Source organism: Saccharothrix deserti (genome assembly GCF_009769385.1).
GTDB lineage: Bacteria > Actinomycetota > Actinomycetes > Mycobacteriales > Pseudonocardiaceae > Actinosynnema > Actinosynnema deserti.
This window is the reverse complement of sequence record NZ_VKAB01000164.1, coordinates 1-689: the sequence shown is the minus strand read 5'-3', so window position 1 is coordinate 689 and position 689 is coordinate 1. Positions and strand designations below refer to the sequence as shown.

Below are 689 nucleotides of genomic sequence, written 5' to 3'. Positions count from 1 at the left end.
CCCTGCCGGACACGCCGGACAGGGCGTAGGCACACGCCCTCTCCGGCCTATCAGCACGTTTCCCCAGCTCAGACCGCAAACTCGCGATCACGTGTGACTACCAACTGCGGAAGGCGGGCGAAAGGGAAGCACGCCTGGCCGTGTTCGGCTGGGCGCACCGCTACAACACCCGACGACGCCACTCCCACCTCGGCCAGAAGTCCCCGATCGACTACGAGAACAGCCTCACCCCGACACCCGCTACGCTGACCCCAGCCGCATAACCCCGTGTCCAACATCCGGGGTGAAGTCCCCCAGCCGACTGTACGGCCAGGGGCCGAGTTGGGTGTCCAGTAGCAGGTCGACGGCCCGGTCCAGCGCGGTGACAGCGAAGAGCGGCTGGCAGGTCGGACGAAGCTGGGCGATTTGCTCGGCGGTGGCACCAACCCGCGGCGTGACGAGCGGCGGGATCTCGTGGTTCACCATGAACAGCGCTGCTCGTTATTGAATTGAAACTGATCGCTTGCCTGTATGGTGATCCGTCGTGATCGAGGTCGAGGGTGCGCACCGGTTGTCGCCTGCGGAGCAGGAGGTGCTGCGGCTGCGGGTGGTGGCGGCGCTGGAGTCCGGGCAGGTGGAGGGCTATCGGCAGGCCGCGGAGGTGTTCGGGGTCTCGGTGCGGTCGGTGGGCAGCTGGTGGAGGGCCTACC

The 689-nt window shown here is 67.1% G+C and carries 2 protein-coding genes; both read left to right on the top strand.

All coding sequences use genetic code 11. The annotated features are described in order from the left end of the window. Positions 1 to 86 precede the first annotated feature (86 nt). Positions 87 to 263, top strand: a complete 177-nt coding sequence (locus tag FM051_RS53865; RefSeq protein ID WP_202919547.1) for an integrase core domain-containing protein — start codon at positions 87 to 89, stop codon at positions 261 to 263. A gap of 260 nt (positions 264 to 523) precedes the next feature. After that, on the top strand, positions 524 to 689 hold a 166-nt coding region (locus FM051_RS54430), incomplete at its 3' end, for a helix-turn-helix domain-containing protein (protein WP_158854967.1).